Annotated in this window: 24 protein-coding genes, 2 pseudogenes and 1 other annotated feature; of the genes and pseudogenes, 6 read left to right on the top strand and 20 right to left on the bottom strand. The window is 51.9% G+C overall.

From position 1 onward, the window contains the following. Positions 1-9: 9 nt before the first annotated feature. The 7 genes from uhpT to ivbL all read right to left on the bottom strand — a co-directional run bounded on the left by uhpT (position 10) and on the right by ivbL (position 7,291). Positions 10-1,401, bottom strand: a complete 1,392-nt coding sequence (uhpT, locus tag D9734_RS08385; protein ID WP_130206773.1) for a hexose-6-phosphate:phosphate antiporter — start codon at positions 1,399-1,401, stop codon at positions 10-12. Positions 1,402-1,603: 202 nt separating this feature from the next. After that, positions 1,604-2,923 (bottom strand): MFS transporter family glucose-6-phosphate receptor UhpC, encoded by a 1,320-nt coding sequence (gene uhpC, locus D9734_RS08390; protein ID WP_130206854.1) that lies wholly within the window; start codon positions 2,921-2,923, stop codon positions 1,604-1,606. Positions 2,924-2,932: 9 nt separating this feature from the next. Further along, entirely contained in the window at positions 2,933-4,441 is a 1,509-nt protein-coding gene (gene uhpB / locus D9734_RS08395; protein WP_130206856.1) for a signal transduction histidine-protein kinase/phosphatase UhpB, read from the bottom strand. Beyond that, positions 4,441-5,031, bottom strand: coding sequence for a transcriptional regulator UhpA (gene uhpA / locus D9734_RS08400; protein WP_130206774.1), 591 nt, complete (start codon positions 5,029-5,031; stop codon positions 4,441-4,443). Before uhpA ends, uhpB begins: the two co-directional genes overlap by 1 nt. 73 nt (positions 5,032-5,104) lie before the next feature. Beyond that, positions 5,105-5,395: an acetolactate synthase small subunit gene (gene ilvN, locus D9734_RS08405; protein WP_104920000.1), complete on the bottom strand. Its 291-nt coding sequence runs from the start codon at positions 5,393-5,395 to the stop codon at positions 5,105-5,107. 3 nt (positions 5,396-5,398) lie between these two features. After that, on the bottom strand, positions 5,399-7,087 hold the full coding sequence (gene ilvB, locus D9734_RS08410) for an acetolactate synthase large subunit (RefSeq protein WP_130206775.1): 1,689 nt from the start codon (positions 7,085-7,087) through the stop codon (positions 5,399-5,401). 105 nt (positions 7,088-7,192) lie between these two features. After that, positions 7,193-7,291, bottom strand: a complete 99-nt coding sequence (gene ivbL / locus D9734_RS08415) for an ilvB operon leader peptide IvbL (protein ID WP_001300753.1) — start codon at positions 7,289-7,291, stop codon at positions 7,193-7,195. A gap of 563 nt (positions 7,292-7,854) precedes the next feature. Between ivbL and tisB the strand changes: the two genes are divergently transcribed. Both tisB and emrD read left to right on the top strand, forming a co-directional pair. Beyond that, positions 7,855-7,944: a type I toxin-antitoxin system toxin TisB gene (gene tisB / locus D9734_RS08420; RefSeq protein WP_130206776.1), complete on the top strand. Its 90-nt coding sequence runs from the start codon at positions 7,855-7,857 to the stop codon at positions 7,942-7,944. Positions 7,945-8,241: 297 nt separating this feature from the next. Further along, a complete protein-coding gene (gene emrD, locus D9734_RS08425) occupies positions 8,242-9,426 on the top strand; it encodes a multidrug efflux MFS transporter EmrD (protein WP_130206777.1) in 1,185 nt (394 codons plus the stop codon). 7 nt (positions 9,427-9,433) lie between these two features. Here emrD and D9734_RS08430 read toward each other — a convergent pair whose 3' ends face one another. From D9734_RS08430 to D9734_RS08440, 3 genes are read right to left on the bottom strand one after another with little or no spacing between them, the layout of a single operon-like run. After that, on the bottom strand, positions 9,434-9,931 hold the full coding sequence (locus D9734_RS08430; protein ID WP_130206778.1) for a radical SAM protein: 498 nt from the start codon (positions 9,929-9,931) through the stop codon (positions 9,434-9,436). Beyond that, complete coding sequence (locus D9734_RS08435; protein ID WP_130206779.1) at positions 9,928-10,290, bottom strand: DUF202 domain-containing protein; 363 nt, start codon at positions 10,288-10,290, stop codon at positions 9,928-9,930. Before D9734_RS08435 ends, D9734_RS08430 begins: the two co-directional genes overlap by 4 nt. Continuing rightward, positions 10,280-10,627, bottom strand: coding sequence for a YidH family protein (locus tag D9734_RS08440; RefSeq protein WP_000703955.1), 348 nt, complete (start codon positions 10,625-10,627; stop codon positions 10,280-10,282). Before D9734_RS08440 ends, D9734_RS08435 begins: the two co-directional genes overlap by 11 nt. A gap of 108 nt (positions 10,628-10,735) precedes the next feature. On the opposite strand from D9734_RS08440, the gene yidI reads away from it, so the two are divergent. After that, positions 10,736-11,185 carry a protein YidI gene (yidI, locus tag D9734_RS08445; protein WP_130206780.1) on the top strand — a complete coding sequence of 150 codons (450 nt, stop codon included), beginning with the start codon at positions 10,736-10,738 and terminating at the stop codon, positions 11,183-11,185. A gap of 77 nt (positions 11,186-11,262) precedes the next feature. Here yidI and D9734_RS08450 read toward each other — a convergent pair whose 3' ends face one another. The 3 genes from D9734_RS08450 to ibpA all read right to left on the bottom strand — a co-directional run bounded on the left by D9734_RS08450 (position 11,263) and on the right by ibpA (position 14,072). Further along, on the bottom strand, positions 11,263-12,924 hold the full coding sequence (locus D9734_RS08450) for a putative transporter (protein WP_130206782.1): 1,662 nt from the start codon (positions 12,922-12,924) through the stop codon (positions 11,263-11,265). Positions 12,925-13,119: 195 nt separating this feature from the next. Next, positions 13,120-13,548, bottom strand: a complete 429-nt coding sequence (ibpB, locus tag D9734_RS08455; protein ID WP_001243426.1) for a small heat shock chaperone IbpB — start codon at positions 13,546-13,548, stop codon at positions 13,120-13,122. 110 nt (positions 13,549-13,658) lie between these two features. Beyond that, the gene (ibpA, locus tag D9734_RS08460; RefSeq protein WP_001243437.1) at positions 13,659-14,072 is read right to left on the bottom strand and encodes a small heat shock chaperone IbpA; all 414 of its coding nucleotides are present in this window, start codon (positions 14,070-14,072) and stop codon (positions 13,659-13,661) included. Continuing rightward, positions 14,066-14,138: a sequence feature (ROSE (Repression Of Heat Shock gene Expression) occurs in the 5'-region of heat shock genes and acts as an RNA thermometer to modulate expression.), on the bottom strand. Its footprint overlaps the gene before it by 7 nt. 238 nt (positions 14,139-14,376) lie before the next feature. On the opposite strand from ibpA, the gene D9734_RS08465 reads away from it, so the two are divergent. Next, positions 14,377-14,709 (top strand): YceK/YidQ family lipoprotein, encoded by a 333-nt coding sequence (locus D9734_RS08465; protein WP_130206784.1) that lies wholly within the window; start codon positions 14,377-14,379, stop codon positions 14,707-14,709. A 1-nt stretch (position 14,710) separates the two neighbouring features. Here the strand turns inward: D9734_RS08465 and D9734_RS08470 are convergent, their stop codons facing one another. Further along, on the bottom strand, positions 14,711-15,925 hold the full coding sequence (locus D9734_RS08470; RefSeq protein ID WP_205712814.1) for a DUF3748 domain-containing protein: 1,215 nt from the start codon (positions 15,923-15,925) through the stop codon (positions 14,711-14,713). A 100-nt stretch (positions 15,926-16,025) separates the two neighbouring features. Here D9734_RS08470 and cbrA point away from each other — a divergent pair, with 100 nt between their 5' ends. Then, positions 16,026-17,126 (top strand): colicin M resistance lipid reductase CbrA, encoded by a 1,101-nt coding sequence (gene cbrA / locus D9734_RS08475; protein WP_130206786.1) that lies wholly within the window; start codon positions 16,026-16,028, stop codon positions 17,124-17,126. On the opposite strand, the gene D9734_RS08480 is transcribed toward cbrA, so the two are convergent. The 5 genes and pseudogenes from D9734_RS08480 to dgoR all read right to left on the bottom strand — a co-directional run bounded on the left by D9734_RS08480 (position 17,087) and on the right by dgoR (position 20,528). Beyond that, the gene (locus tag D9734_RS08480; RefSeq protein ID WP_165383274.1) at positions 17,087-18,424 is read right to left on the bottom strand and encodes an MFS transporter; all 1,338 of its coding nucleotides are present in this window, start codon (positions 18,422-18,424) and stop codon (positions 17,087-17,089) included. The two genes, cbrA and D9734_RS08480, sit on opposite strands and share 40 nt — an antisense overlap. 74 nt (positions 18,425-18,498) lie before the next feature. Continuing rightward, positions 18,499-19,647 (bottom strand): galactonate dehydratase, encoded by a 1,149-nt coding sequence (dgoD, locus tag D9734_RS08485; protein WP_130206790.1) that lies wholly within the window; start codon positions 19,645-19,647, stop codon positions 18,499-18,501. Next, a pseudogene (locus tag D9734_RS08490) lies at positions 19,644-19,715 on the bottom strand (2-dehydro-3-deoxy-6-phosphogalactonate aldolase); the annotation flags it as partial. The gene dgoD and the pseudogene D9734_RS08490, both read right to left, overlap by 4 nt. Continuing rightward, positions 19,709-19,810, bottom strand: a pseudogene (locus tag D9734_RS08495) (2-oxo-3-deoxygalactonate kinase); the annotation flags it as partial. The pseudogenes D9734_RS08490 and D9734_RS08495, both read right to left, overlap by 7 nt. Before the next feature lie 28 nt (positions 19,811-19,838). Further along, positions 19,839-20,528, bottom strand: coding sequence for a D-galactonate utilization transcriptional regulator DgoR (gene dgoR / locus D9734_RS08500; protein ID WP_130206792.1), 690 nt, complete (start codon positions 20,526-20,528; stop codon positions 19,839-19,841). A gap of 277 nt (positions 20,529-20,805) precedes the next feature. Here dgoR and D9734_RS08505 point away from each other — a divergent pair, with 277 nt between their 5' ends. Further along, positions 20,806-21,462, top strand: coding sequence for a hypothetical protein (locus D9734_RS08505; RefSeq protein ID WP_130206860.1), 657 nt, complete (start codon positions 20,806-20,808; stop codon positions 21,460-21,462). A gap of 43 nt (positions 21,463-21,505) precedes the next feature. Here D9734_RS08505 and yidA read toward each other — a convergent pair whose 3' ends face one another. Beyond that, positions 21,506-22,318, bottom strand: a complete 813-nt coding sequence (yidA, locus tag D9734_RS08510; protein ID WP_130206794.1) for a sugar-phosphatase — start codon at positions 22,316-22,318, stop codon at positions 21,506-21,508. Positions 22,319-22,343 lie beyond the last annotated feature (25 nt).

Raw genomic sequence — 22,343 nt, forward strand, 5'->3', positions numbered from 1 at the left:
CAGTTACGTTTATGCCACTGTCAACTGCTGAATTTTTTTCTCGCGGCGGATTTTTCGTTCTTCCATCACCGCGACTATCGCCATCAGGCAGATACAGCCAATAGCGGCGATATCCAGTGCAGCGAAGGTGCCTGCCCAGCCGGTGAGGCCGAACACTGGCGTACCATCGGCAATCATTCCCAGACCTAATTTGGCAAAGCTGTCACCAATCAGGTAGGCGAAAGTGCCTTTAATTCCATCGGCAGCGCCGATCGCTTTTTTCGGTACGAAGCCAACAGCCGCCACGCCAATCAACAGTTGCGGACCAAATACCAGGAAACCTAATGCAAAGAGAGAAGCCAGATAGATATATTGGTTGCTGGCGTGTTGATACACACCAAGCGTGGCGATAATCAGCGCCAGTGCAACACACGCCACCAGGCCACGGCGCCCGTTCGCCAGGTCAGAGAGCCAGCCCCACAGCAGCGTGCCAACCAGAGCACCGGCTTCAAACAGCGTAAAGCCCTGAATCGCCACCGATTTAGAGAGTTTCAACTCCTGAAAAGCGTACACGGTTGACCACTGGTCGATACCAATGCGTACCACGTACAGGAAGATGTTGGCAAAGCACAGCAGCCAGATCACTTTGTTTTTCAAAACATATTCGACAAAGATCTGCCACTTGGTCATGTCGGTGGATTCCGTCTCTTTGTCCTCTTCGCTGATCTCTTCACCGAATAGTTCTTCAGCTTTGCCAAGACCATACGCTTCAGGGGAGTCGCTGCCGTAACGCAGACCGATAAAACCGACAATCAACGCGATAATCGACGGGAAGATAAACATGCCGATCACGTGACCGTCGAACAGGTAATTTGCGCCGAATAGCGCCACACCCGCCGCCCCCGCGCCGCCGAGGTTGTGGGAAATGTTCCAGAAACCGAGGAAGGTCCCGCGCTTACGACGCGGCGTCCATTTGGTAATCGTGGAGTAACTGCATGAACCGCCGGTGCTCTGGAAAAAACCGCTTAAGGCGTAGAAGGCAATCATCAGGAACAGGCTAACCGAGCCGCTGCCCATGCTGGCGCTGAAGCCCAGCATACAAATAGCGGACAGGATCAGCATGAACGGCAGGAATTGTTTGGTATTTTTGCCGTCGGCGTAGTAGGAAACCAGCGTTTTACCCACGCCGTAAGTGATGGAGAAGCCCAGGCCAATCATCCCCAGCTGCGTCATGCTCAACCCGTAGGTCGAGATCATGTCGTTCTGTGCGATGTTAAAGTTCTTGCGAATCAGGTACATCGTCAGGTAGCCAATAAAGACCACCAGATAGGATTGCATGAACGGTTTGAACCACATTTTGCGCCGCACTTCGAGCGGAAGATCCAGGGTCGGCTTGCGAACCTGGTTTAAGAAAGCCAGCATGGGTTACTCCTGATTTCCCTTCATACTTCAGGCCGCAGGTGCCTTAGCTGCTCGCGTTCCTGCAACTTGAATTATTTTGGGAAAGAATTAACGAATGATGGCATTGTAAAAACCTGCAGCAAATCAGGCTTGAGATAGCGTCCAGGCAAAACCAGGAAAATTTCTTAGTTTTGCCGGATATGAGGTAGAAAAGTGAGATGCATCACGCTTCGCGTGGTGCCTGGGCGTTCAAAAAGGGCAGTAACAACAGTGCCGAAACCCCGGCAGCAATGGCGATAACCACGAAAAAGCCACTCCAGTGCCAGGTATCCAGCACTTTCGCCAGCGGCCAACCGGCAAGCGACGCCCCCAGATAAGCAAACAAGCCGACAAACCCCGTCGCCGCACCTGCCGCCTCTTTGTGAGAACACTCTGCCGCCGCCATACCAATTAACATCTGCGGGCCAAAGACAAAAAAACCAATGGTGAAGAAGCAGGTTGCCTGCATCACGTAGCTGGCAAATGGCATCAACCACAGCGAGCCAACGGAGAGCAAAATCCCCGCAGCAAAAATCAAATTCATCGGCCCACGGTTGCCGTTAAACAGTTTGTCCGAGCCCCAACCGGCTACCAGCGCACCGATAAACCCGCCCAGTTCAAACATCGTTACTGCCGTATTCGCCGTGACCAGATCGACGCCCAGCGTCTCGGACATATACAGGTTGCCCCAGTCGTTGATCGCCGCACGAACCACATAGACCAGCACATAACAGAACGAAAGCAGCCAGATATACGGATTCAACAACACATATTTGGTGAGGATCTCTTTACGCGTCAGCCCCGCCCCTTCTTGTTGTTGGGCGATTTCCAGCGCATCGTGCCGCCATTCTCCGACCGCCGGTAAACCTAACGCCTGCGGGCGATCGCGCAGCCGCCAACAAAGAAAAATCCCCACGACTATCGCCATACAACCGGCAATCATCATCCCGGCACGCCAGCCGTAATGCAGCGCGCTCGCTGCCATCACAATGGGAATGAGCGCACCGCCGACGTTATGCGCCGTATTCCATAGCGCCCACCAACCGCCGCGCTCGGTACGAGAATACCAGGCAGTCAACAGACGCGCACAAACCGGCGAACCCCAGCCCTGGAAAAAGGCGTTCAGCACCCACAGCACGGCAAACGCCCACAACGAGGTGGAGAAGCCAAACAGAATGTTGATGATGCCCGTGGCGATAAGCCCAATCCCCATAAAATAGCGGGCATTAGAGCGGTCACTGACAATGCCGGAGACAAATTTCGATACGCCGTAGGTAATGTAAAACAGCGTTGCTAACAGGCCGATATCGCTACGGCTGAGCACGCCGTTGGCAAGGATTTCTGGTACGGCGGCGTTAAAACTTTTACGCGTGAAGTAAAACAGCGCATAGCCCAGCCAGATGGTCAGCAAAATATGCCGACGCCAGTAGCGGTAGCGAGCATCAATTTCACTTTTATCGCTGATCAGCGGTGCGTCGGCAGGTGCTTTCAGAAACGGCAACATCATCAAGCCTTAAACATAACGTTGAGGTAGAGAGACACTGACACGCGTGCCGTGCAGGCAGGAGATGGTCAAGGTGCCGCCCAGCGCCGTTACGCGCTCGCGCATTCCTGTGAGGCCAAAACCTTGCTGTCCGGAACCTGGCGGCAAACCACTACCATCGTCTTCAATCACCAGCATTAAACGCTCATCCTGCTGCCAGCCTTGCAGGATAACCGCACTGGCATCTGCATGTTTCACAATGTTGTTCAGCCCCTCCTGACAGATACGAAATAGGGTTACGCGCTGGTTCTCACTTAGCGCTGATTCATCTATCCGCCATTCGAGATGACTGACAATGCCGCGCCCTTCCAGCTCCATTTCCCGCATCAATGAACGGATGGCCTGCTCCAGGGTCAGATCATCCAACTGGCGCGGACGTAACCGCCCTAACAAGCGGCGAACCGCGTCGTAAACGCCCAGCGACAGTTGTTCGATGAGCTGTCCGCTCTGTTTCACACTGGCGTTATCCGCCGCCAGCCGCTGGACAATGCCAGCCTGAGTACGAATGGCAGTGATGGTCTGGCCGATATCATCGTGCAGTTCACGCGCTACGTCGCGACGCACACTCTCTTCGGTTTCAAGCAACCGCTCGGCAAGATGTTGATTACGCGCCAGTTCCTTTTGCAGCGACTGGTTAAGTTCACGCAACCGCTGGATGCCTGCGCCCAGTAACAGGCCAGTGAGGCTTTGCACCAGCAGCGAAAGCAATAAATCGACCGGATGATCGCGCCAGGTCTGACTGGCGATCAGCGCGATGGCGTTCATCAGCGTCGCAATCAGCGCCCCTTGCCAGCCATAATGCCAGGCCAGGGCGATAATCGGCAGCGCCAGACAAAACGGGGTAAAGCGCGAGAGTTCGTTCGGCAGCCCCAGTTGCAACCACAGGCTGATAACAAACAACAGCAAATACCAGACCAGATGCCGCCCACGCCAGTTGATCGGCTGGGAAACCAGCGATGGCCCCAGCGGCAGCCAGGTGTTATTCGCCAGATAGTGCCAGAACACCAGGCAAATGGGGGCCAGCGTCAGGCCGCCGGTTAAGGTCATCAGTAGGGCGTTACAGGGCTCGTTTCCGTACCCATGCCAAAGCCAGGGTGATGACTGTAATAACGCCGCCGCCGTCAGTGCCGCGCCCTGTAACAGCAACGTGCGCCAGTCGCGCTGATGGCGATAACGGGAAATCAACGCCACAGGAAGTAACGTCAGCAAACTACCGATCATCAATAACGGATCATGCGTTAACCCAACCGCCTGCGTCAGCCAGTAAATCAGCAGCCATTCTGCGCCCATCAGCACCAGCCAGTATCTGCGCGGGCATTGCAACATCAGCCCCAGTCGCAGACCGAACGGAAACAGCAATACCGCCAGATCCGGTCGTACAACCAGGTGCAGGCTGATACTCCACAGGCAAAACCATGCGGCAGAGAAGATAAAAAAGCAGGAAACTACAGTATTCAAGCGGGAGAAAAATGTCTTCATCACCAGCCATCAAACATGCGCCGCGCCAGTTCAACGTCGTTGCTGACGCCCAGTTTTTCCATCAGATTGGCACGATGTACATGCACAGTTTTTGGCGACAACCCCAGTTCGGCGGCAATCTCTTTCACCGCCATCCCTTGCGCCAGTTTTTCTGCCACCTGGCGTTCGCGTTTGGTTAGCGGGTCCTGACGGCCCGATGCCAGTTTAATCGCGATATCCGGCGTCAGATAACAGCCGCCAGTTGCAACCGTATGCACGGCAGCGATCAGCTCGTCCGGGCTACAGCGTTTAGAGAGAAAGCCGCGCGCCCCCGCGTTAAGCGCCTGTTCAATCAGCGCCGGACTGTCGTGAACGGAGAGCATAATTGTCGCCATACCTTTCGGTAGCTGGCTTAACAGCTCCAGCCCAGAAATATCCGGCATTGAGATATCGCAAATACACACCTGCACACCGCGCCCAGGTAAGCCAGTCAGCGCCTCACGCCCGGAACCAAACTCGGCAACTACCTGCAAATCAGGTTCCAGCCCCAGCAGCTGCGCAAAGCCGGAGCGGACGATAAGGTGATCGTCTATAAGAGCAACGGTTATCATGGTCTTGTCCTGGCGGGTAAAAAAAACGCGCTTACCTTAACGATAAGCGCGCCACTGTTCAAGCCTTGAGCGGTTACTGAAAAAATACGGCTATCTTGTTAAACATTGTCGGGTCAGACTGATTACGCTGCACTTTCACCACATCCTCCAGTTTGTCTATCTGGCTTATCATTTGTTCCAGTCGCTGATCGTCATTGACCAGTAGCCAGATGTGGCTTTTGTCGCTGTTCTGAATCGGCAGACAAAGAATGCCTTCGACGTTAAAAGCACGACGGGCAAAAAGCCCACAAACGTGGGTCATTACACCGGGATGGTTGCGAACGGTGAGCTCCAGAATCACGTTGTCATGAGTTGTGTTTTGCATGGCTTATTCCCCCACCATTTCAGTATTTGCCGCGCCTGGCGGCACCATTGGGTACACTTTTTCTTCAGCATCAATGCGTACGTGGATCAGCGCCGGACCAGGGCGATTGATAATTTCCTGTAATGCCGCCTGCGGATCGGTTTCATTATTCAAATCACAGGTTTCGAGGCCGAACCCGGCAGCGATTTGCATAAAATTGATTTTTCCCGGATAGGTGGCCGCAAAAACACCCTGCTTGTAGAACAGACTCTGTTGCTGATGCACCAGCCCCAGTGCTTCGTTATTCATCAGGATGATTTTGACATCCAGCTGGTTTTCACTGGCGGTCGCCATCTCCTGAATATTCATCATCAGGCTACCGTCGCCGGAGAAACACAACACTTTGCGATCTGGGTTAGCCAGCGCCGCACCTATCGCTGCGGGTAAACCGAAGCCCATCGTTCCCAGCCCACCAGAAGTCAGCCACTGACGTGGTCGATTGAGCGGATAAGCCTGCGCCGTCCACATCTGATGCTGACCCACGTCGGTGGTGATAATCGCGTTGTCATCGACACAGGCGGCAACGGCATTAATCAGCCCGTAATGTGTTAATGGATCGCACGCTTTCGGGATAGGACACGGGAACTCGCGCTGTAAATCCGCCACCAGTTGGTGCCACTCTGCACGCGGCTGGGCTTCCACCTGCGGGATCAGCTGCGCCAGCACATCATCAACATCCGCCTGAATCGCCACGTGCGGTTGCTTAACTTTACCCAGCTCCGCGCGGTCGATATCCACATGAATAATTTTGGCGTTCGGGCAGAACTCTTCCGTTTTGCCAATTGCCCGGTCATCAAAACGCGCACCGAGAACAATCAGCAGGTCCGCCTCCTGCAAGATATAGTTGGTGCTGCGCACGCCGTGCATCCCCAGCATGCCCAGCGACAGCGGATGTGCTTTTGGCAACATGCCCAGCGCCATTAAGGTCATGGTGGTGGGCAGCTGCGCTTTCTCAGCCAGTTCACGCACCCGCGCGGGCGCGTTAATGACACCGCCCCCCAGATAAAGCACCGGGCGTTTGGCGGCGTTAATCATTGCCGCAGCGTCACGAATACTTTCTTCGCTAAAGGCGGGCGCGGCGGTTTTTTCTGCCGCCGCGGGCTGTTCTTCAATTTCAAAAACCGCCGTTTGCACATCCTTAGGAATGTCTATCCACACCGGGCCAGGGCGGCCTGATTGCGCAATGCGGAAGGCATCGCTCATGACCTGCGGGAGTTCTTCGATATGCCTGACCAGATAGTTGTGTTTGGTGATGGGGATAGAGATGCCGTAGGTGTCCACTTCCTGAAAGGCGTCGGTGCCAATCATCGAGGCGGGAACCTGGCCGGTGATGCAAATCAGCGGGATGGAGTCCAGCCGCGCGTCGGCAATGGCGGTCACCAGATTGGTTGCGCCCGGTCCGCTACAGGCCATACAGACCGCCGGTTTGCCGTCAGTGCGCGCCATTCCCTGAGCGATAAACCCCGCGCCCTGTTCATGGCGAGCCAGAATATGGCGAATTTGTGTGCTTTGGCTTAAGGCGTCGTAGACAGGCAGAATCGAACCGCCCGGAATGCCCGTCACAATGTTAATGCCCTGCTGCTCCAGGAAATGAACGATAAATTCTGCGCCGGTAAAGCGCTTGCGTGTCGCTGTGCTGCCCGAACTTGCCATGCTCCAGTCCTTTTCTTCTGGGCCGACTTTCCGGGAGGTGTTTAAACGAAAAACCCCGCCCGGTTTGCGCCGGCGGGGTTTTGGAATCGTGTGTTGTTCCAGTCCCTACGGCGCATTGCCGACGACCACCACCACACGCACGACGACCACTGCGGCGGATGGCGCAGTTGGTAGTAGTTTTGCGTTGAGCATGGAAGTAGTCATTGGGGACCTTGTTGGTTTTGTGTTTAACAATATTTATACAAGCACAGCTTTACAGGGGAGACAATGGAAAATTTTTCATCAAGGAATAATTGGGGGGTTGATCACGTTTTGTACTGAAATGCAGGTAACAAAAAACCCCGCCGGAGCGAGGTTTTGTCAGCCGCCCGCGGCTGGTAACCGCAAAGCACACTGTGTTATGTCAACACTGAAAGTATACGTGTTCCGCGTAGAACGCGCAATTTCGGCACGAATTTTGACTTATTTAGCGCATAATTGAGTATCGATCACAGTTTGGATTTTGTCTAATTTTTACTGTTTATTTGTACAGTATAATTCTATAATATCACTGTACGCAATGTGTTATGCGGGGCCGCATCGTTACCCGGCGCAATAAGTCCTGGCTGAAACGGGTGGTGCCGTCAGCGCCTTAACCCCGCGTGAGCACACTGTGTTATGTCAACAAGCACAACGTTTCTTCTGAAGAAGCTGCGTGCGCAACAGCTGGCAACAGGCAGCGGAAAGGTACGTCAGCTGGCAGTGCTCCTGAACCACAGGAGACGCGTATGAGCCTGGTGGATATTGCCATTCTTATCTTCAAACTCATTGTTGCTGCACTGCAACTGCTTGATGCTGTTCTGAAATACCCGAAGTGATTCAGATTCAAGCCGCACTAAAGGGGAGCGGGAAACCGCTCCCCTTTCATATTCTGCTGGCAGATTGGTGTCGTATGCGATGCTGACGCATCTTGTCCGACCTACAGTATTTATTTAAGCTAAAGTCCCTTCCGGCAACATTTATTGCCGCTGTTGTTTATATTTTCTGCCGTTTTGTTATTCATCATTCCGTATATATATCTGGCTAACATTTATCAATGTGATAGATTCCTCTCCTGCATTTATTCGAATGCGTAGTAACTTATTCTAAATATATTTTTAAAAGCGTCCGTGATAATGAAAAGGCATAGAAACGTCAATTTATTATTGATGTTGGTATTACTCGTGGCCGTCGGTCAGATGGCACAAACTATTTATATTCCTGCTATTGCCGATATGGCACAAGATCTCAACGTCCGTGAAGGGGCGGTGCAGAGCGTAATGGGCGCTTATCTGCTGACCTACGGTATCTCACAACTATTTTATGGCCCAATTTCCGACAGAGTGGGACGCCGCCCGGTGATCCTCGTCGGAATGTCCATTTTTATGTTGGCGACACTGGTGGCAGTCACCACTTCCAGCCTGACGGTGTTAATTGCCGCCAGTGCGATTCAGGGGATGGGGACCGGGGTCGGCGGCGTAATGGCGCGTACATTGCCGCGTGATTTATATGAACGGACACAGCTTCGTCACGCTAATAGCATGTTAAATATGGGGATTCTCGTAAGTCCGTTGCTCGCACCACTCATTGGCGGCCTGCTGAATACCCTGTGGAGCTGGCGGGCCTGTTATCTGTTTTTACTGGTGCTTTGTGCCAGTGTGACGTTCAGCATGGCGCGCTGGATGCCGGAAACACGCCCTGTCGATGCGCCGCGTACGCGCCTGCTCACCAGTTATAAAACACTCTTTGGCAATGGTAGCTTTAACTGCTATTTGCTGATGTTAATTGGTGGTCTGGCAGGGATTGCCGCTTTCGAAGCCTGTTCCGGTGTGTTGATGGGGGCAGTGTTAGGGTTGAGCAGCATGACAGTCAGTATTTTGTTTATTCTGCCAATTCCAGCGGCATTCTTCGGCGCATGGTTTGCTGGTCGACCGAATAAACGTTTCTCTACGTTAATGTGGCAGTCGGTTATCTGTTGCCTGTTGGCAGGAATGATGATGTGGATCCCCGGCTGGTTTAGCGTGATGAATGTCTGGACGTTGCTCGTTCCCGCCGCGCTGTTCTTTTTCGGTGCCGGGATGCTGTTTCCGCTGGCAACCAGCGGCGCAATGGAGCCATTCCCCTTCCTTGCTGGCACGGCTGGTGCGCTGGTCGGCGGCCTGCAAAACATTGGTTCCGGCGTGCTGGCGTCGCTCTCCGCGATGCTGCCGCAAACCGGTCAGGGCAGCCTGGGGTTGTTGATGACCTTAATGGGATTGTTGATCGTGCTGTGCTGGCTACCGCTGGCGACGCGGATGTCGCATCAGGGGCAGCCCGTTTAAGCTCACGTCACCGCAGCATCGTCATCAACTCCATAGGAGAACGATGCTGCTTTATCAGGTCACGCATCACCCGCATGTGCGGCGCAGAGTGGGAATAAAAAGCTTGATAGCCAACACAAAGCACGTTGCCAGGACAATCCTCCTGGGAATGCCGGCACAAGCGACGCCAGTCGCACACCTGACACTCCCGCCGAAGTTGTACGTTTTCGCTCCCGCACCATTTTTGCAGCGTAGCGTCAAAAAGTTCGACTGATATACGACCAATATCTGCACGTACCCAACGCTCGAACAGAGCGATTAAAAATTGCCCCCACAGTTCAGCTGTCACCGAAGAAGCTGTCAGCTCGCCCCGGTCATCAAATTCTATATGGGGAATAAGTTGCACGGAGCGAAGACCCCGCTGTTTGAAATTCTGATAAAAATCGGCAGGTTGTAGCGCATCTTTATACTCTACAACCAGTTTATGCCTGTCCTCTTCAGCATTTACAACCTGACTTCCTGTCATGCGACTCTCTCAATCAATACGATTAGTTGATGTATATGCGTTACAGCAAACAGTATTGCAAGAGATAACACCGCGAGGGAGATCATAAATTTGTCACGGATTACGTTAAATTGAGAAAAATCACTATTAGTCACATCCATTAAATTACGATTACGGGTATAGCGCCAAAGTATTAATGCCACAATGGCGAGGATGCCAATAGAAATCCAGAACAACGCGCCGGCCTGATGCCAGTTGTGTTTAATTGCCAGCGCCATCAGCGCGCCATAACCCAGCATGGTGCGAAACCACGCCAACGATGTCCGTTCTGGCTGAAGTCCGGGATCAGCAATGCGTCTGGCTTTGCGACTATCCGGCATACAGCACCAGGCCCATGACTATTACCGCTACGATCATCAATATTAAGCTGATGATTAATAAGCTGTTGGTATAGGGTAAGTCCTCTTTCAGACGCATCGCTTTTTCATTGCGTAACCAGCGCAGATAGCCATACATCGCTAACCCGCCGGAAAACAGGCATAACAATAACGCCAGCAGCTCACGAATGACGGGCGTGGCGAAGTCTGGCGCAAGTTGATCCAACCCGACGCCCGCCGCCAGAAATCCCAACGCGGTACGGATCCATGCCAGAAATGTACGTTCATTAGCCAACGAAAAGCGGTAATCAGGCGCTTCTCCAAGGCGGGAAATTTTCATTGTTGCTCCTTTGCACTTTCACTAACGCTCTGCCTATAGCGGTTATTTTTAAGAATTTCGTCCACCCGTTTCCTGATATGCTTTTGCCATCCACTACAAGGAGGTCTGATGGGTATCATAGCGCAAAATAAAAGCAGTTCTCTGGGCATGCTGTTCGGTGCCATCGCTTTATTGATGGGTATTATCCACTTTTCATTCGGCCCTTTTGCCGCGCCACCACCAACGCTGGAAAGCATCGTGGCAGACAAAACGGCTGAAATTAAAAGAGGTCTTCTCGCCGGAATAAAAGGTGAAAAAATTACTACGGTAGAGAAAAAAGAGACGGTTGATGTCGATAAAATCCTCGATCAAGGCGGTATCGCACTGGCCATTGCCGCGCTACTCTGCGCATTTGTTGGCGGTATGCGTAAGGAAAATCGCTGGGGCATTCGAGGCGCACTGGTATTTGGCGGCGGGACGCTGGCTTTCCATACCTTGCTTTTTGGTATCGGCATCGTGTGCAGCATTTTGCTGATATTCCTTATCTTTTCCTTCCTGACCGGCGGTTCACTGGTTTAAGCAACGCGGTAATGTTCAGAAATGCATTGTGAATGCCAGGTGGAGAACCATTTATGGCGACTCCACCCGGAAAAGCGTTAGCCGATACTCCAGAAAAGCACCGCCAGTAACTGTGGTGTAATAATGCGCAGGAACATAACTAACGGATACACCGTGGCGTAAGAGAGCGCTGCCGCGCCACTGGTAGGATGAAGATTATTGGCAAACGCCAGTGCCGGAGGATCGGTCATTGAACCCGCGAGCATCCCGCACATCGTGAGATAATTCATTTTGACTAACATCCGCGCCAGAATGCCAGCCGTGATCAACGGAATTGCAGTAATCAATGCGCCATAGCCTATCCAGCTTAACCCTTCGCCATCCACCAGTGTATGGATAAAATCGCCGCCGGATTTCAGGCCAACTACCGAGAGAAACAGTACGATACCCAGTTCGCGCAGCGCCAGGTTGGCACTTGGCGGCATAAACCAGTAAAGCTTACCAATGCTGCCGATACGCCCGAGGATCAGCGCCATAATCAGCGGACCACCCGCCAGCCCCAACTTCAACGCAGCCGGGAATCCAGGCACAAACACCGGAATGGAACCCAACAATACGCCAAGCCCAATACCAATAAACACCGGTAACATTTGTACCTGTTGCAATTTTTGCTGCGCATTACCTAATACATTAGCAACGGCATCAATCGCGGACGGGCGTCCAACCAGGTTGAGAATATCGCCAAATTGCAGGCTAATATCGCTACTTGCAACTAATTCAACGCCAGCACGGTTCAGGCGCGAAATAACGACGTCATAGCGCTCCTTAAAGTGCAGGTCGCGAATACGTTTACCAAGCACATTCTCATTGGTGACCACCACGCGTTCGACGCGCAGATCGGTGCCTTTCGTCGACAGCGAGGTATCCACTTCCTGACCAATCACCAATTGCGCATTATGTAAATCCGCAGGCTGCCCCACCAGATGAAGCAAATCGCCCAACTGAATAATGGTTTCCGGAGAAGGTACTTTGAGGGTTTCCTCTCGTTTCAATCGCGAGCAGATAACTTTATCGCCATTGAGAATCGGTACGTCTTTAATCGCTAAATTATGTAAGTTAGGGTTATCAACACGGATGTTAATGGTCCTGATCAGCACGCTACCGTTAGTCCGCGTGGACTCATGTTGCAACGCCTCAGTCTCAACATTGACGCGGAAAATAACCCGCAGCATCCACATAGTGAACAAAATGCCGCAAATCCCAAATGGATACGCCATCGCATAGCTCATCCCCATCTGATCGACCATCTCCATCGGTGTCCCCAGGTCGCGTAAGATCTGCTGACCTGCACCCAGCGCTGGTGTATTGGTGACCGCGCCGGAGAAAATCCCCAGTACCACGGGAAGTGGAATATCGAACAGTTTATGCAGGATGGCGGTGACCAGACCACCGAGGATGACAACCAAAACAGCAAACAAATTGAGGCGTAATCCGGAGACACGCAACGAGGCAAAGAAGCCCGGCCCCACCTGAATACCGATAGTATAAACGAACAGGATCAGACCAAATTCCTGGATAACATGCAGCATGTCGCTGCTTAATGTCATCCCCGCCTGTGAAACAAAATGGCCGACGATGATCCCACCGAACAGCACGCCGCCAATGCCCAATCCAACACCGCGAAACTTGACGTTGCCGATAAACAACCCGACGACCGCCACCAAAGCCAGAATACTGACCGTTAATGCTATATCACTCATCGTCCATTTCTCTTGAAATAACATTTTAATTGCTACGGATTATGGCTGAATCGGTGAAGCAGATTTGCCTTATGGCGCACATTATCACGGTAAAGAAAGTGCCGGAACATCTTAAATTGGCGAAAATTAAAACATTGTTGAAGATTGCAGGCAAAAAAAGCCCCACCAAACTGGCGGGGCAAAGAGAATAGCTAATTAGCTATTTAACGCGGGACGTTCGCTGATAGCGATACGCTGCGCTGCGATGGGTTCAGGCTCATTACGAATTAAATCAATATGCAGTAAACCATTAACGAAGGTTGCGCCAGAGACTTCCATATTTTCAGCCAGCGTAAAGCTCAGGCTAAACGGCTGATTCATAAGCCCTTGATGCAGCCATTTCTTCTCTTCTTTTGGCTGCTCCGGCGTGCCTTTTACGCTCAGGCGCGTTCCTTCCAGTTGAATATCTAAATCTTCCTGACGAAAACCTGCCAGCGCAAGGGTAATGCGGTAGTGGTTATCGTCGCTTTTCTCAATGTTGTACGGCGGGAAACTCTGGCTTTCACCGGCGTTTTGCAGTGCGTTGGCCAGTTTGTCAAAACCGATCCATTGACGCATCAGTGGGGATAAATCGAAGTTACGCATAGTCATTTCTCCTTCTAAGAAGCGAGTAAGTACCTGCAAATCCGAAGATTCGCATATGCTCCCTGACGGCGAGCATCAAATGTCAGGCCGCGCACTGCGGCCTTAGAGAATTAGTTGATTTCGATACGGCGCGGTTTTTTCGCTTCAGGAATCACGCGTTCGAGATCGATATACAGCAGACCGTTCACCAGGTTAGCGCCACGAACATGAATGTTCTCGGCTAACTGGAATTTACGTTCAAAGTTGCGTTCAGCGATGCCCTGGTACAGATAGGTGCGCTCTTTTTGTTCGTCGGCGTGAGCACCTTTCACTACCAGCAGATTGTCCTGGGCGGTAATTTCCAGTTCACTTTCGGCAAAGCCAGCCACCGCGATAGCAATGCGGTAATGGTTTTCGTCTACCAGTTCAACATTGTACGGTGGGTAGCCGCCATTACTCTGGCTCTGGTTGTTTTCTAAGTGGTTAAACAAACGGTCAAATCCAATAGCAGAACGGTAAAGCGGGGATAAATCAAAGTTACGCATAATTAATAGCTCCTGAAATCAGCGAGAATGTAAGACCTTCCACAATGGACAGGTCGGATAGCCAGAACACCCATCAGGCGTGTTCTCATTGGCTATGGTATAAAAATGGGTCTGGATATGCACTTTTCAAGTCTTTTCGACGGACTTTTTTTTGCAGTTTGTGGTCTATTGCATAGACTGGGGGGCAGCACGAAACGTTAAAGTGCGATAGCCGCCACAGTGCGACATGATGATGATGTTATTTTCAGCAAGGGATCGCTATAACACATCATGCCAACACCCACGATCAACAGATGAATTTATTATGATAAGAAATGTGTTGTTAGCGCTCATGATATGCAGCGGAATGACGTTACTCGGAGGATGCTCCAGCGTAATGTCCCATACCGGGGGGAAGGAGGGAACGTATCCAGGCACCCGCGCCAGTGCCACCATGATTGGTGATGACACAACAAACTGGGGAACCAAATCGCTGGCAATTCTCGATATGCCATTTACCGCAGTCATGGATACGCTACTTCTGCCATGGGATGCGTTCCGCAAAGACAGTTCAGTGCGCTCGCGCGTGGAAAAAAGCGAAGCCGACGCGCAAGCCATCAATGCCGTCATTCCACCAGCCAGAATGCCCGTGAACTGATTTAGCGGCCAGTTTTGGTTATCCACAACTGGCCGGCTTCCATCCACGCCAGCCATTGACCATCCGGCGAGAAGACCACCGCGTCCGCTGAAGGTGAGTTGGCGTGATTTTCGGTTAAATACTCAACTTCGCCGCTTTGCGCGTGTACGCAGGCAATACGGTTATCCAGCACAACGCCCAGCCATTCTCCCGATGGATGCCAGTTGAATGCTGACTGAATATCCGTTTTGTTATGTGTTAACTGGCGCGGTTCGCCGCCCTGTGGCGAGATAAGCCACAGTTGCACAATGCCGTTATCATCACGCATTAAAAACGCGATTTGCGTTCCTTGTGGGTTACACCGCACCCAGTGGCGCGGGACGTTGACTAACCCCGGGTAATTACGATGGTGCGTAAAGGTTAAACGTCGCTGCACGACGCCACGCGGTGGCGCGGGCAGAGTTGATTCCGTTCCGCTTAACGGCACATCACCTGCCGCTTTCCAGCCAATTTCATCTTGCGGCAATTCAACAATAAACAGCTCCGGCACTTTCTCGCCCTTTTGCGAAAGCGTATCGCCAATAAACGCCAGAGCGTGGTTTCCTACCCATCCTTCTTCATAAGCACGATTGATTTCATCACTGCCAGGCTGCGGCGTGGGCGTTGTTTTACTCACCAGCACGCACCAGTGGTTACCGCTGTATTCACGCGGATGCTGTTTTTGCACATTGACCGGACCAAACGGCGCTGCCACCCCGACGTTTCGCAAATCCAGCGCTGGATCGCGTTCATGCAGCACGTGGTCGTTATAGGTAAAACTCACCATTTCACCGTTTGGGCTAAAGACATGTACATGACTGCCGCCGCGCAGCGCTCCTGGCGTATACGGCGCGGTAATATCCATTGCATCGATATTGCTCACCTTGCCGTCTTCAACAACCACGCCGCGACGGTGATGGAAATCGTAATGCCATGTTTCATCAGGATTTTCAGGGCCGTGGATGAAGATATACTTCTCTGACTTCGGATGAACGGTCACCACGCCGACGTGCGCGCCCTGTGACGCGCGGTAGATAACCTCGACCTCGCCGGTATGGATATTCACACGCTCAATGGTTTCACCGGTAAACGACGCGCCAGAAGGACGCACGTCAAATATCAGCCACTGGCTGTCGGGCGTCCAGGTATTGGTATTGGTGAGCAGGTGATTACGGGGAGCAAAGGTTATCTGTTTCATGGCGCGGTCCTGATACAAAACGGTTCCCGCCATCATACTTCACAAGGACTTCACTTTCAGACATTAGTCTTTTGCCATCGTGATGAATGTGAGTGAAAAGATGGAACATTTTGACGTGGCGATTATTGGCCTCGGCCCGGCAGGGTCGGCGTTGGCGCGAAAGTTAGCAGGCAAAATGCAGGTGATCGCGCTGGATAAAAAGCACCAGCATGGTACTGAAGGTTTCAGCAAACCTTGTGGCGGTCTGCTGGCACCGGACGCGCAGCGATCTTTTATTCGCGATGGACTGACGCTTCCTGTCGATGTGATCGCTAATCCGCAGATTTTCAGCGTCAAAACCGTCGACGTCGCCGCATCTCTCACGCGTAACTACCAGCGAAGCTATATCAATATTAATCGCCACGCTTTCGACTTGTGGATGAAATCGCTGATCCCCGCCAGCGTTGAGGTTTATCACGATAGCCTGTGCCGGAAAATCTGGCGTGAGGATGACAAATGGCATGTCATTTTTCGTGCAGACGGCTGGGAGCAGCATATTACTGCCCGCTATCTGGTCGGTGCCGATGGTGCCAACTCGATGGTGCGGCGACATCTCTACCCGGACCATCAAATTCGTAAATATGTCGCTATCCAGCAATGGTTCGCAGAGAAACATCCGGTGCCGTTCTACTCCTGCATCTTTGATAATGCGATAACTGACTGTTACTCATGGAGTATCAGCAAAGACGGTTATTTTATCTTTGGCGGTGCCTATCCGATGAAAGACGGTCAGACACGTTTCACGGCGCTGAAAGAGAAAATGAGCGCCTTTCAGTTCCAGTTTGGTAAGGCGGTGAAAAGCGAAAAATGCACGGTGCTGTTTCCCTCACGCTGGCAGGATTTTGTCTGCGGTAAGGACAACGCCTTTCTGATTGGTGAAGCGGCGGGATTTATCAGCGCCAGCTCGCTGGAGGGGATTAGCTATGCGCTGGATAGTGCAGAGATTCTGTGTTCGGTGTTGCTGAAGCAGCCAGAGAAGATCAACGCCGCCTACTGGCGCACCACCCGCAAACTTCGTTTAAAGCTCTACGGCAAGATAGTAAAAAGCCGATGCCTGACCACACCGGCCTTAAGACAGTGGATTATGCGCAGTGGTGTGGCGCATATTCCACAGTTGAAAGGTTATCCAACGCGCTTCACATCGCCCACCAGCAGGATGTAAGAGAGCGCGCCAATCAACGCGACGGTGGAAATATAAACCAGTGCAGGTGCGAAACCGTAACCCTGCGCCAGGTACCCCACCACCAGCGGAACGGTGATGCCGCCCAGACCACCGGCGAAGTTAAACACGCCGCCGGTTAAACCAATCAGGCGCATCGGTGCCAGAGAAGAGACCAGCGACCAGGTAATCGAAGCAAAACCGTTGCCAAAGAATGCCAGCGCCATCAGGCACATAATCATCATCGGATCGTTGGTGTAGTTAGCGCCCATAATGCAGGTGGAGATCAGCAAGCCGCAGATAATCGGCGTTTTACGCGCAAAGCCCAGTGAAAAGCCCTTACGTACCAGCAGATCCGCGACCCAGCCAGAGAGCAGGACGCCGACAAACGCAGCGAGGAATGGCACCGTGGTCATAAAGCCTGCTTTCAGCGCGGTGATTCCTTTTTCCTGGGTTAAATAGTTCGGGAACCAGGTTAAGAAAAACCACAGTGTAGAAGCCACCGCAAATTGCCCAAGATAGACGCCGATCAGTTTACGATGGAACACCAGTTTCCAGTCTTTGGCTGTTAACGGCTGACGCGCCTCTTTTTTCACCGGCGCATCGCCATACACCAGACCGCCGCCATCACGAATGTAATCCAGTTCAGCTTTGCTGATACCTTTGGTCAGGCGCGGCGGCTGATAAACCTTAAACCAAATCAGCGACCAGATAATGCCGATACCACCGGTGACAATGAACACCCAGTGCCAGCTCAACATCTCCTGGATCCAGATCAGCAGCGGAGTCAGAAACGCCAGACCGACAAACTGACCAGAAGTATAAAAACCAACGGCGGAAGCACGTTCATGCTCCGGGAACCAGCTGGTCACCATCCGGTTATTGGTCGGGAAAGCGGGCGCTTCGAAAATACCGGTTATCGCGCGCAGGCCAATTAATGACATTAAGCCCGTGGCAAAGCCCTGAAATAATGTCGCCACTGACCAGCCAAATATCGCAATAAAATAAGTCACGCGAGAACCTACGCGATCTAAAAACCAACCGCCAGGGATCTGACATAAGGTATAAAGCCAAGCGAAGGCCGAAAATACATAGCCCATTTGCGCTTTCGTAATGCCGAACTCTTCCTGAATATGGGCAGAAGCCACGGCCAGGTTAGCGCGGTCAACATAACAAATGACCACCGTAATAAAGATCATCACCAGCGTCAGATAACGCCGACGCCCCGGCTTTACTGCATTAACGGGAATATCCATAGCGAGCTGTCTCCAGATTTTGGGCATAGCGAAGCCGCTCACCATGCCCTGTAATTTACAGAGGGTTATATTTTTGTATTGCTGTTTTAGTGCCCGATGAGGGGCTTACGTGGCAGGAATTACCACTCTGCTACGCTGTTATCTTCATGACGCCAGAGCGGATTACGCCAGTCCGGGGCATTTTTACTGAACTCAATAACTTTAGCTTCGTCGATTTCCACGCCTAAGCCCGGTTTCGTTAGCGGTTTAAAGAAGCCGCCGACCATGCTGAAGTCCTCTTTGTTTTTCACAAAGTCGAGTAACTCCGCGCCTTTGTTGTAATGAATGCCCATACTTTGTTCCTGAAGTACGGCGTTATAGGAAACAAAGTCGATATGCAGGCAAGCCGCCAGTGCAATCGGTCCGAGCGGACAGTGCGGCGCAAGGGTCACATCATAGGCTTCTGCCATTGCGGCAATTTTGTAGCATTCGGTAATACCGCCTGCGTGGGAGAGATCCGGTTGCAGAATCGAAATACCGCCCGCCTCCAGCACGCGTTTAAAATCGAAGCGTGAGAACATGCGCTCACCCGCCGCCAGTGGAATATGCGTCTGTGCCGCCAGTTTCGGGTAGTATTCGGCTTGTTCCGCCAGCACCGGCTCTTCAATAAACAGCGGGCGATACGGCTCCAGTTCTTTAATCAGCACTTTCGCCATAGGCGCGCTGACGCGACCGTGGAAATCAAGGCCAAACTCAATCTGATTGCCAAAGGCTTCACGAATTTGTGCCACGGTGTTGACCGCCGCATCCACCGCGCGGGAGTTATCAATCAGCCCAAGTTCTTCGCAACCATTCAACTTGAAGGTATCGAAGCCAATGTCACGCAGAGTTTTAATGCCGTCGATAACATCCGCCGGACGATCGCCACCGACCCAACTGTAGGCTTTGATTTTGTCGCGAACCAAGCCGCCCATCAGTTGCCAGACTGGCGCATTCAGCACTTTGCCTTTGATATCCCATAACGCCTGGTCAATCCCGGCAATGGCGCTCATCAGGATCGGACCACCACGATAAAATCCGGCACGATACATCACTTGCCATAAGTCGTTGATGCGCGAAGGATCCTGACCAATCAAATAGTCACCCAGCTCGTGAACTGCCGCTTCAACCGTGCGCGCGCGGCCTTCAATCACTGGCTCGCCCCAACCGACCACGCCTTCATCGGTTTCAATTTTCAGGAACATCCAACGGGGAGGTAAACGATACGTGGTAATTTTGGTGATTTTCATTGCACTGCCTCTCGATACGCCTTAACAAATGCTGCTGCCTGCTACGTGGTACGTTCTACGGATTGCCCGGTGCCTGCGCGCCGTGCAATTGGGTTTCTTCACCACGCATATCATTGTGGTTATCGTCATGAGAGAGGCACACGCTGGGGATTATGGAGATATTCCCCAGTCAATTGCGATATAGCACACTGTCATGTGATTTCCTTTAACCTTCGTGTCGAGCTGGCGATCATGGTAAGCGCCGCCTGCTCTGCCGCATCGCCGTCCTGATGCCGTATCGCATCGAATAACACTTTATGTTCCAGGAGAGTTTGTGGCATGTTAGCCTCATCCCCTCGCCAGGTTCGTTCAAAAACCGCTCGCTGCAACGAACTGATCGCAATGCTAAGTTGCTGTAACACCGGGTTATGCACCGACTGCAACACCGCCTCGTGATAGCGAATATCCGCTTCGTTAAACGCCTCGCGATCCTGATTGTTGGCAATCATCTCGTTCAGCGCGGACTCAATCTGCGCCAGATCGCTGGAGGTCGCGCGCTCCGCCGCCCAGCGGGCAATCGCCGGTTCCACCAGATTTCGCACTTCGCTCATTGCACTGATAAGCCGTGGGTCGTAGTCGTTTTCCAGCACCCATTGCAGTACGTCAGTGTCGAGGTAATTCCACTGGTTACGCGCTGTCACAAACGCCCCGCGATAACGTTTCATTTCAATCAGCCGCTTCGCCATCAGCGAACGGAACACTTCACGGATGATGTTGCGCGAGGTTGCAAACTCCTCACAGAGTTCCGCCTCGGCCGGAAGCGGTGAGCCAGGCACGTATTTGCCGTGAACGATCTGTTTACCCAGTGTAATGACGATGCGATCGGTTTTATTGAGAGTCATGTAGAGTCCTTGTGCTCTGTATGTTCTTCTCTACTTTACCCCGATCGATGCATAACGCGGCAACTTTGTAGTACCAGCGTGATGACATTCGCGTTTGCCGTGTGTGTAATGTAGTACAGGTTAATATTGTTGTACTACAATTTAGATCACAAAAAGAACAACAGATAAGAAAATGTCCTGCCTCAGGCAGAAATCTGAAAAGGGATGTCGGGCGCTAAACAGGGGGGAAATAAGAGTATGCTTTCAACGGCTTAGCCACTCGTTTAAAGGATTAATTATGAAGTGGAATTTTAAGGGATTTTTTAAGGCTGCCGGTTTGTGTTCTTTGGCATTCGCGTTGACCGGATGTCTAACAGCAGGACTGCTTTTCAATACCGCAAGCCCTCCACATGCCGAACAATGGCGGTCAGACTCAATTAAGGGTTTATCGCTGGCAGAGGGTAGTAATGGTACGAAAGGCTATGTTTTTGTAGGAGAATCGCTGGACTACCTGTTGACCAACGGCGGCGATGAGGTGGTTAAAATGCTGAACGATCCGGCAATTCATGGCGCAAGAATCACCGTTTCCGATAATGCGAAATTTATTTTAAGCAGCGGTCATAAGAATTTTTCTGGTGCTATTACGCTCTATTACGACTGGAACGGTGAGGAAGATAAAGCACTGGCGACACAATATGGTTTTATTTGTGATACCCGGCGTTGTACATGGATGCTGGACAGCCTGAAAGGCTCTATCCACCAGAAAAATAAAAAAGCAGATTACTCAAATATGATGGTTTTCCACCAACCCTTTACGGTGGGATTTTATGCGTACAAAACAACAGATGGAGTTCCGCGCGGCCTCGCTAATGCTCTGCTGCCAGTCACTCTTACGCTGGATATAGTAACGTCACCACTCCAGTTCCTGATTTTATGCACGACCAGAAATTGTTAATCGCTGCGGGCAAACGCGTTCGTGCTGTTTGCCCGCCCACTGATTAATTCAGCACATACTTCTCAATAGCAAATGCCACGCCATCTTCAAGGTTGGATTTGGTGACAAAGTTCGCCACTTCTTTCACCGAAGGAATAGCGTTATCCATTGCCACACCAACACCTGCATATTCAATCATTGCGATGTCGTTTTCCTGATCGCCAATCGCCATGATTTCTTCCGGTTTAATACCTAACACGTCGGCCAATGATTTCACACCCGTACCTTTGTTAACGCGTTTATCGAGGATTTCGAGGAAGTACGGCGCACTTTTCAGCACGGTATATTTCTCTTTCACTTCCTGCGGAATACGCGCAATGGCCTGGTCGAGGATGGCGGGTTCATCAATCATCATCACTTTCAGGAGCTGTATATTGGGGTCCATTTTTTCCGCTTCGCAGAATACCAGCGGAATGGTAGCCACAAATGATTCATGTACCGTGTAATAGCTGATATCACGGTTAGCGGTGTACAGCGTGGTGCGGTCCAGCGCGTGGAAATGGGAACCGACTTCGCGAGAGAGTTTTTCCAGGAAACGGTAGTCGTCATAGCTCAGGGCTGTTTGCGCCACAGTGCTGCCATCGGCGGCCTTCTGCACCAACGCGCCGTTGTAAGTAATGCAGTAGTCGCCTGGCTGTTCCATGTGCAGTTCTTTCAGGTAGTTGTGAACGCCTGCATAAGGGCGGCCCGTCGTTAGCACAACATTCACGCCACGGGCGCGAGCTGCGGCAATCGCATTTTTAACAGCGGGTGAAATGGTGTGATCGGGCAGCAGAAGGGTGCCATCCATATCGATAGCAATGAGTTTGATAGCCATGAGTTCCCCAGGTAGATTGATTCCT

The organism is Escherichia sp. E14S1 (assembly GCF_004211995.1).
Taxonomy (GTDB): domain Bacteria; phylum Pseudomonadota; class Gammaproteobacteria; order Enterobacterales; family Enterobacteriaceae; genus Escherichia.